6 protein-coding genes are annotated in these 9,195 nt (G+C 43.0%); 5 read left to right on the top strand and 1 reads right to left on the bottom strand.

Annotated features, from left to right (window positions below):
* Window positions 1-46: 46 nt before the first annotated feature.
* The 5 genes from AM228_RS33320 (at window position 47) to AM228_RS22380 (ending at window position 7,265) form a co-directional block, all read left to right on the top strand.
* Complete coding sequence (locus AM228_RS33320; RefSeq protein ID WP_156331973.1) at window positions 47-187, top strand: hypothetical protein; 141 nt, start codon at window positions 47-49, stop codon at window positions 185-187.
* A gap of 523 nt (window positions 188-710) precedes the next feature.
* Window positions 711-2,807 carry a sodium:proton antiporter gene (locus AM228_RS22365; RefSeq protein WP_054469160.1) on the top strand — a complete coding sequence of 699 codons (2,097 nt, stop codon included), beginning with the start codon at window positions 711-713 and terminating at the stop codon, window positions 2,805-2,807.
* Between the two features lie 264 nt (window positions 2,808-3,071).
* Entirely contained in the window at window positions 3,072-3,896 is an 825-nt protein-coding gene (locus tag AM228_RS22370) for a DUF2993 domain-containing protein (RefSeq protein WP_054469161.1), read from the top strand.
* Between the two features lie 190 nt (window positions 3,897-4,086).
* On the top strand, window positions 4,087-6,261 hold the full coding sequence (locus AM228_RS22375) for a HEAT repeat domain-containing protein (RefSeq protein ID WP_054469162.1): 2,175 nt from the start codon (window positions 4,087-4,089) through the stop codon (window positions 6,259-6,261).
* A gap of 182 nt (window positions 6,262-6,443) precedes the next feature.
* Entirely contained in the window at window positions 6,444-7,265 is an 822-nt protein-coding gene (locus tag AM228_RS22380; RefSeq protein ID WP_082349010.1) for a spherulation-specific family 4 protein, read from the top strand.
* 7 nt (window positions 7,266-7,272) lie between these two features.
* Here the strand turns inward: AM228_RS22380 and AM228_RS22385 are convergent, their stop codons facing one another.
* Window positions 7,273-9,108, bottom strand: a complete 1,836-nt coding sequence (locus AM228_RS22385; protein WP_054469163.1) for a hypothetical protein — start codon at window positions 9,106-9,108, stop codon at window positions 7,273-7,275.
* Window positions 9,109-9,195 lie beyond the last annotated feature (87 nt).

A 9,195-nucleotide genomic window follows, 5' to 3' on the forward strand; every position in this document is an offset into this window, starting at 1 on the left:
ATCCTGAAATATCAAAACAGCACGCTTCAGGGTCACAGATGTATCGATGAGCGTTACTGAGTATGTATATTCAATTATTGGCAAAATTTTTTGGCTTTGTGTAGCGATCGCGCCTTGGTTGTTTGCCTTTGGTGACATGGGTTTGGGCAATGAATGGGATCACCGAATTCAGTCAAATAATCTATGAAAAATAGATCATAAATCTATCATAAATTTATTGGTAATCTATCATAAATATATGATAAATTGATCGTAAATCAAAAAAATCTGACCTTAATGCATTCATCGGTTCTTATAACCTTCAATGTACTCGCAATGTTTAATTAACAAAAGTTAACCCAGAAACCGGGTTTCTTAATTAAAGTTCTGCCCGGATGCAAAAGCCTGCCCCCGTGAAGACGGGGGTTAACTCAGAAACTCGGTTTCTTACTTAACAAAAGTTAACCCAGAAACCCGTTTTCTTGCTTGCATTCAGAAGTTAACCCACAGGTCGCGGTTTCTTCTTGACTGCTTTCTGGGTTGGCAGAAACCCGGTTTCTTACTTAAATTATTCTAAAAGGATGTACCTTGGTCTTTAAAGCGTCTCACCAAGCGTCATCCGTCATCTTATGATTGACCACCGGACTGAATCGCCAATCAAGAATATTCTTGATTAGCCCTGACCATGAGACGTTTAGCCGGTGTGCGATCGCCCTAAACAAACCTCGCCTATGGAAATGCCTTTTAACATTACCCTGCTGATGGTGATTACCGTCATGGCAGGCATTACAGCCCAAGTGTTCGGTGACTACCTGAAAGTTCCGAGCATTGTTTTTCTATTGTTGTTTGGGATTTTGCTCGGCCCCGATGGTTTTGGCTGGCTGAATCCTCACCTGTTGGGAAATGGCCTAGAAGTAATTGTCTCTCTTTCCGTGGCCTTAATCCTCTTTGAAGGTGGACTCAACCTGGAATTACGGGAACTGGGAAAAGTTTCTGGCAGTTTGCGAAATTTGGTCAGTATCGGCACCTTAATCAGCTTAATCGGTGGGGGCTTTGCCGCCTATACCTTTGGGGAATTTCCCTGGCCATTAGCCTTTCTCTATGCTGCCTTAGTGGTGGTTACAGGGCCAACGGTAATTGGGCCATTACTCAAACAAGTTCAGGTCGATCGCCAAGTTGCCGCCTTGTTAGAAGGAGAAGGAGTTCTCATCGACCCAGTGGGGGCAATTCTCGCGGTCTTAGTGTTTGATGTCATCCTCAATGGCGATGCCGATCCCATTCGCTTGATTAGTGGGTTAACCATTCGCCTGGGTATTGGCAGTATCATCGGCGGTTTGGGCGGTTGGTTTCTCGGCTGGTTTCTCAAAAAGGCCAGTAATCTCTCGGAAGACCTGAAAAATTTAGTAGTCTTAGCCGGGTTATGGGGGCTTTATGGCTTGTCCCAATCCATTCGTGGCGAATCCGGGCTGATGGCTACGGTGATCGCGGGCATGGTGTTGAGTTCTGCCGATATCCCGGAAGTGCGGGCTTTACGGCGGTTTAAAGGACAATTGACCATCTTAGCGGTTTCGGTACTATTTATTTTGCTGGCGGCAGATTTGTCGTTAGAGAGTATCGTGGCTTTGGGTTGGGGCAGTGTGGTCACGGTCTTATTTTTGATGTTTGTAGTCAGACCAATTAATGTTTGGATTTGTACCATTAATAGTGGATTGAATTGGCGACAAAAGCTGTTTGTCAGTTGGATTGCCCCGAAAGGGATTGTTTCCGCATCCGTAGCTTCGTTGTTTTCCATTTTGCTGACCCAAAAAGGAATTAATGGCGGCGATGCGATTAAAGCTTTAGTCTTTTTAACCATTATTTTCACGGTGGTTTCTCAAGGACTAACGGCGCAGTTAGTAGCGAATTGGTTACAGTTAACTTCTACAAAAGCCAAGGGTGCGGTGATTGTCGGATCTAATCCCGTGAGTCGTTTAATTGCCCGGTTGTTTAAAGAACGCAATGAGTCCGTGGTGCTAATTGATACTAATCCAGAAGCCTATCAGGAGGCAAAACAGGAGGAGTTACGGGTATTGTTGAGCAGTGCTCTGGATGTTAAGGTGCTAGAAGAAGCGGGATTGGGTTCAATGGGCACTTTTCTGGCAATGACCAGTAATGCGGAGGTGAATTTGGTGTTAGCTCAAAGGGCTGTTGAAGAATTTCAGCCGCCGCGAGTTTTGGCGGTATTTCCCCAAAATAGCCCAAATAGCCCAAATAACCAAAATAGCCCAAATAGCCCAAATAGCCCAAATAGCCCAAATAGCCAAAATAACCCAAATAGCCAAAGTAGTCCAAATAATAAGAAGAGTTCCACCAATGGGAATAGCAAAATTCAACAGCCTTTTACAAATAATTTGTCTTTGAAGCTGTGGAATAAGTATTTAAGTAATGGTGAGGTGAAGTTGGGGGAAACGACCATGAAAGACCCCGGATTTGCGTTTCAGCAAGCGCATATGCAGGCGTTGATTCGCTCTGAGGAGTTGTTGCCGTTGTTGCGGGAACGGGAAGGACAGTTGCAGGTACATCCCGCTGCCGCATCTTGGCAAGTGGGCGATCGCATTATTTATTTATTGCATTCACCAAAACCAACACTGCTGCAACGGCTTTCTGGGGGTGTCCCCAACCAATCTCAGTCTAAGTTGACTATAGAAAAACTGCCGAAAGTGGAAGAAGTGCCGATGCCTTCTTCTGTATTACTAGAACTGGAGATTGCCGAAAAAACCAAAGAAGAAAAAGCCGCAAGTGAAAGTAATATTAACCCCCTGGATGAATTCAATTCTCTTAATGTTTGATCATTTGATCATTTGATTAAATGTCTAGCCTTTAGGGAATTTGTTGTCGGATAATCCTGAAAAATTAGCCGTAATTATGCTTCGATATTGTATTGGTGCCTTATTGGTGTGTTAAGAACGTCACCCCACTGGATTTGTTGGTTTGGCATTTTCATAATTGTAGCAAAATTAATTGAAGTTAAGATAAGATTTTTAAATTAAAATTATGATATTTTTATTTGATAATTTTAATTATTATTAAACTTATTTAAATTACCCAAATATATGGATTTATTGACCATTTTATTATCAAGTTTTCTGACTATAGCTACTGCCCCTGGTTTGGTTGTGGATACGGTGGCGGAAAAGAATATTACCGAAAAACTTTATACCGTTGAAGAGTTGCAAGTCCGCGTTGATAATACCCCCAGTTATCAATTAATCCAAGGCCAAATCGATCGCGTGCGAATTGCCGCCCGAGGATTATATCCCATTCCGGCTATGCGGATTGATACTTTTGAGTTAGAAATGGATCCGATAGACGTGGATTTGGCTAATTTGCAGTTGGATGAGCCACAACGCCAGATTAAAGGGTTGCGTCGTCCTTTATTAGTGGCAATGCGATTTGTTTTCACTCAAGAGGATATTAACCAAGCCCTGAGTTCTCCTGAATTGGCGGATTATCTGGAAATTCTGACTTTAAGTTTATTTAATTCGGCGACTTTGCAAAGGGCAGCCTATCGATATCAATTGGTGAATCCACAAGTGGAGTTTTTAGGTAATAATCGGGTGAGATTTGAGACGGAACTCGCCGAACGCGGTTACAATGATCGGTTGAAACTGACGGTGGAAACAGGGGTGGAAATTGGCCAAGCATCGCAGCGAGTTCGTTTGATTTCTCCAGAAGTCAGAGTCAACGATCGCCCCGCCCCAGGGCAGTTTGTCAAAGGCTTAATCGCTGCGAGCGATCGCTTTAATCTAAGTCGCTTAGAAGACAATGGCATTCAATCACGGGTTTTACAATTGAAAGTAGATGGCGATCGCGTAGAAATGGCGCTATTTGTCAGGGTTGCCCCTGCTTCAGTGGGTTCGGAAGTTCCCGGTCGATAGAGTCATAGCGGATATCCTGACTGATGTCCTGACCGAATTGCCAGCGAATTGCCACCGAATTGCCACCGAATTGCGGACTTAGCCGCACAAAGATGATCTGCTTGAGTGAATGATTTTATAGAAGTCCCTTGATGAATTAGATCATCCAAGCCTTAGAGTAAAGTTGATGATCGGAGTTGATTAACGAGCTATGGTGAAAATCACGAGCGTTTTTGGGTTTGCTTTCCAGCCAATTTTGCCAGAATTGACCACAGACCGAGACCCAGACTGGGTAAAAGCAATGGTCGGGTCAAAGGATGGTCAGGAGAGTGCCGCATTAAATGTGGCAGCGAGTTTGGCGATCGCGGATTTTTTATATCTAGTCCAGCAGGAGTTAGAAGCCACGGGTTTATCGGCCAAAGATTTATCCCAGTTCGCCCCATCCTTAAAAAAATTTATTCACAACCCATCGGTGCAAGCAACGTTAGGACATATTTTTACTCAAAATCCGCCAGAAATTGACCCTTTTCTATTAGCGAGTACCTGGGATAGTCTGGAACTTGTATCATTACCAGAAGAGTTTAACTGGGAACAATTGGCTAAAGTATATTTAGAGAAAGCCAAAGATATCGCATTTGCCGGAGAATTTGTGAAACGTTTAGGAAAACCAGAATCCGCCAATGGTTTAACCTTGGAGCAGTTGAAAGATCAAGTGTTTGGTCAGCATTGGTATTATGAATCTTGGCATGGGGTATTTCGGGCGATTGCCGCGATGCTTGAACCCGCTGCGGTTGGCGAAATTATTGACTATTTAATTCACTTGGATCACCAAGGGAATTCGATGAACTTATTTGTGGCCGCTGATTGCCTCGGACAAGTGACAGATCCCAGCATTATTCAAGTTTCATCCCGCCAACTGCTGACGCAACTTAAGAACTTAACGGAAAAAAAAGAGTTAGATGAAAAAATAATGATGCGGATGCAGGCAATTACTAAAATTGCTACTATTTGGCATCAAGATCCAGAGATTATTGATTGGCTAAAAGCGATCGCAGAATCTGATTTATATGATTCTATTCGCATGGCCGCTGTGGACGAGTTAGCGAAAATGGGCAAACACGATCCAGTGACGATTCAATGGTTGAAAAAATTGGCCACAGCGGAAAGTTTTGAAATTACCCGTCCCAGTGCGGTTAGAGGTTTAGCGAACTACTGTTCAAGCGATCGAGAACTGTTAATGATGCTCACCACTTTAGCCCGATCCGATAGTTATTGGTTAGTGCGAGAAGCGGCGATTCAAGAAATCGCTAGAGTTTGGCCAGAGGAACCAGAAACGGTGGCAATTTTACAAACCAGTGCTAGTTTAGATGATGATTCTGATGTGCGAATTGCCGCGTTAGCAGAATTGGCTCGTGGCTGGTCTAATGAACCGGAAACTTTATTAATTTTGCAAAAAAGTGCCGATGCTGATGAAGATGCGGATGTGCGAATTGCGGCCTTAGCTGAACTCGCCCGAGGCTGGTCAAATGATTTGAAAACTTTGCAGGTACTTAAAGACCGTGCCAACTGCGATCCAGATACCGATGTGCGGATTGCGGCGTTGGAAGAATTGGCTAGTGGCTGGTGCGATCGCCCGGATACTTTGGATTGTTTAAAAGCTAAAGCCAGTTCCGATCCGGATTGGCGAGTTCGCATTGCCGCCCTGAAAATTCTCTCTCGCGGTTGGTTTGATGAACCCGAAACTTTAAACTTATTAAAAAATAGCATAAATGCCGATGTGGTTTCTGACGTGCGGATTGCCTCATTACGCTCCTTAGTGCTTGGCTGGTTTGAAAACGAGGAAACTATTTTTTTACTGAAAAACCGGGTAAAAAATGATGAAAATTGGGACGTAAGAATTGTGGCTTTACAAGAATTAGCCACCGGCTGGTTTGAAGATCCAGAAACGTTAGAGATTCTCAAAAACTGTGCCACTAATGATGAACATTGGGCGGTACGATTAGCAGCGGCTCAAGAATTGGCCAAAGGTTGGCGCGATGTTCCCGAAACTTTAGATATCTTAAAAACCGGGGCAACTGCCGATCAAGATTCTTTTGTCCGTCAAGCGATTTTGCAACAAATTGCTAAAGGCTGGTTCGCCGAATCTAACCTGTGGGATTTTTTACGCGATCGCGCCTTAAACGATCCATTTAGTGGGTCTGAAGATGGTTCGATTAATCCTCGACAAACTGCCTTAGAAATTTTGTTGGATCAATATGCAGATCATCCAGAAATGATATCTCTATTGCGCGATCGCCGCCAGCATGACGGCGATGAAAAACTCCGCGCTTTTGCTAAAAAGCAACTGGAGCAATTAGAAATGAGACAATATGAGACAATAGGATAATTTAATTTTTTACCCCTGGTTTTACTCCGGGAAAAATTTCCCTGGTGGATGAGTCAAACCTGGTAGAGATGTAGAGGCGCGATCGGGAAATCCTAAATCGTGTCTCTCTCTATTGTATCCTCAATGTATCCTCAATTGCTCAAACAAAAAATAGTCATTATTCATTCGATCAGGAGTTGAAAATGATTAAGCAACTGAGTAAATCTTTAATTACTTTTTTGATGACTTCTTTTTTGGTAGGTTGTTTGATGCGGCAACAAGTCAAAGCCGGTCAGCCATTAAAAATTATGATTCCTCTGTATTCTTATCCAACTTGGTACAATCCAGAAAATTATATTTGGCCACAGGTTGCGGCGGCATCTATTCAGGTGCCAATTGTGGCCGTGATTAATCCCAATAATGGCCCTAGTGGTGGGTCACCTAATCGAGATTATGCCAGAGGCATAAATGATTTACGTCAAGGAAATGTGACGATTCTGGGGTATGTGGCAACCACTTATGGCGATCGCCCCTTAGAGGAGGTGAAAACCGAGATCGATTTATACGATCGTCACTATAGTATAGACGGGATTTTTCTTGATGAAGCCGCCAGTGGATCTGATAAACTTGACTACTATCAAGAAATTTATCGCTATATCAAAGCCAAGCAAAATTTAAACATGGTTGTGCTAAATCAAGGTACTCAAACTGATGAGGGTTATTTGAACCGACCGGCGGGGGATATTTCCATTATCTTTGAAAATTATTCTAGCGCTTGGCCTGAGTATGAATCACGACCGTATATGAATAATTATCCGGGCGATCGCTTCTCTTGTTTAATTCATACTGTACCGGATACCGCCACGATGAAAGGTCATATCGATCGAGCAATTCAGCGGAATATTGGCTATATTTACATCACCGATGATAGCCCAGACAGTGTCGATAGAAATCCTTGGAATAGTTTACCATCTTATTGGCAAGAACAGGTGAATTATATTCAATCGCTCAATGATTCATTATAATCCCCGATTAATTAATGCTTGATTTAGGCTGATTATTAGAAAGATTATCCATCAAATAATGATAAATTATTAGATCATTATCTTCATAATAAACCAAAGTTTCTGGGTGATGGCGCCGATAAGTTTCGCACATTTGCCAAGCTTGAAACTGTAAACTCGCCCGTCCCGCTAATGAGCGATAGTTGCGATAACTTGGATCGAGTAAAACCTCATTAGGAAATGCTTGATTTTCATTGGTTAAAGTAACAAAAGGTAATTTTTCTACAAAAATAAGTAGATGTTTGACCGCAACAGGAAATGTAAAATCTGGATTTTCCACTTGATGCTTATATCGATCTACAAATGTCGCTAAGTCGCCATACCAACCTGCCCCATAAATTGCCCCAAGCTGTTCGGGCGGGGCAATTACTATCAAATCTTTGAAAGGGAATTGCTGCCGTAACTCTAAAGTTTTTCGGGCGGTTATTTCATATTCAAAATAGCCAATCTGGGGCGGCAAAGGCAATAAGAAGTTAACCGCCAGCGCCCAGACTAAAATTAAACAAAATATCCCTGACCATTGGCCGAAAAAATAAGTCAGGCAAGTCGCGATGAGTAAAAATAAGAGCGAGCAGAAAATGCTGAGTCCCACGGGTAATGTGAGCAAAAAACTGCGGAAAAAGTCGAATTCATTGCCCGGAAAAGCAGCGCAACCTCCGAGGAATAACCAAGTGATGCAGAGAAAGATTAAGCTAAACTGTTGCCGACCAAATAATCCCCATAGTCCGACTAAGGCTAATCCGACGAACATTGGTTGCGCGATCGCCATAATCGCGAAGCAACAAACTGTATCGATTAAAGTGGTTTTTCTTTGTGTCGGTTGATAGAAATCGCTGCTGCGACCCAATCCCAACAGCAGAAAAATTACGGCAATTTCTAACTCTGCCCCAGCCCATTGGTGAATCAGAGATGAGTTCAGATTTCCGGTTAAAAGGCTCAACCATTGTTGATCCCATTGGGGTAGTTCTGGCGGAATTTCCCAGTCCCCAGTGAACAAATAAGCCCCAAGGGTCAACATGGCTACTAATGCGGCAGGGCTATTTTTACTTAAATTGTTCACACAATAACCCAGGGCAAGTACCAAAATAAATCCCAAAATCGGGCTGAGAAATCGCACCACCTGCATGGCATCGATCGCACTAATTAGAGATAACATGGCCGCCCAAGCTGAAAAGATGGGCAAATAATTGAGGCGATCGATTGCTGGCCATTCACCGGCGAGTAATTGCCGAGTCAGCAGCAAACTATAATAGCGATCGGGATGACTGAAGCGTAATTGCTGCAAAGGATATTCAAAACGCAGCAACAAAGAAAAACTACAAATTCCGGTCAAGAAAACTCCCAGGATAATTTCCTGTGGGTTAGCGATTTTCCAGCTATTCATTTTTTTTGCTAATGTTTTCATGCCGTTTTGGGCGGCGATCGCTATCCCGCTCAGGAAATTTGACCAGGAAAATTCCCAATCTAACGCATCAAATATGGCAAAACTGAAAGATTTCGCCATCAATTCGGCATATTTTTTGATTCGGCAATGATGATGATGCAGCCAGCACCCCAGGAGATAACCACTGTAAAGGAATACCAATGTCACCCAGCGAAATAAATGCAAGGCACTTAAAGCCAAAACCCCCGTGGTCATTACCAATGTAATTCTGGTAAAGCAGCCTACCACCCAACTAGACCAAGATATCTCTGGATTTTTCGGCAAACTTTTCGTCGGTAGCCAAAAAAACAGCATAATCAAGACTGTGGCTAACCAAAGGAGCGTGATTAAATCTAATACCCAGGTTTGATTACTCAACATAAGCATTGTCTCAGCAAGTATCAGGAATGGATCGGATAATGAATGTTTGTGGCGTCATAGTTTTAATTTAGGGCGTGTCATCAATTG

This window comes from Planktothricoides sp. SR001 (assembly GCF_001276715.1).
In the GTDB taxonomy this organism is placed as follows: Bacteria; Cyanobacteriota; Cyanobacteriia; order Cyanobacteriales; family Laspinemataceae; genus Planktothricoides; species Planktothricoides raciborskii.

What these genes read in the sequence shown, in the direction of transcription:
- AM228_RS33320 (WP_156331973.1), top strand. Translation starts at nt 47, where the DNA reads ATGAGCGTTACTGAGTATGTATATTCAATTATTGGCAAAATTTTTTGG.
- AM228_RS22365 (WP_054469160.1), top strand. Translation starts at nt 711, where the DNA reads ATGGAAATGCCTTTTAACATTACCCTGCTGATGGTGATTACCGTCATG.
- AM228_RS22370 (WP_054469161.1), top strand. Translation starts at nt 3,072, where the DNA reads ATGGATTTATTGACCATTTTATTATCAAGTTTTCTGACTATAGCTACT.
- AM228_RS22375 (WP_054469162.1), top strand. Translation starts at nt 4,087, where the DNA reads ATGGTGAAAATCACGAGCGTTTTTGGGTTTGCTTTCCAGCCAATTTTG.
- AM228_RS22380 (WP_082349010.1), top strand. Translation starts at nt 6,444, where the DNA reads ATGATTAAGCAACTGAGTAAATCTTTAATTACTTTTTTGATGACTTCT.
- AM228_RS22385 (WP_054469163.1), bottom strand. Translation starts at nt 9,108, where the DNA reads ATGTTGAGTAATCAAACCTGGGTATTAGATTTAATCACGCTCCTTTGG.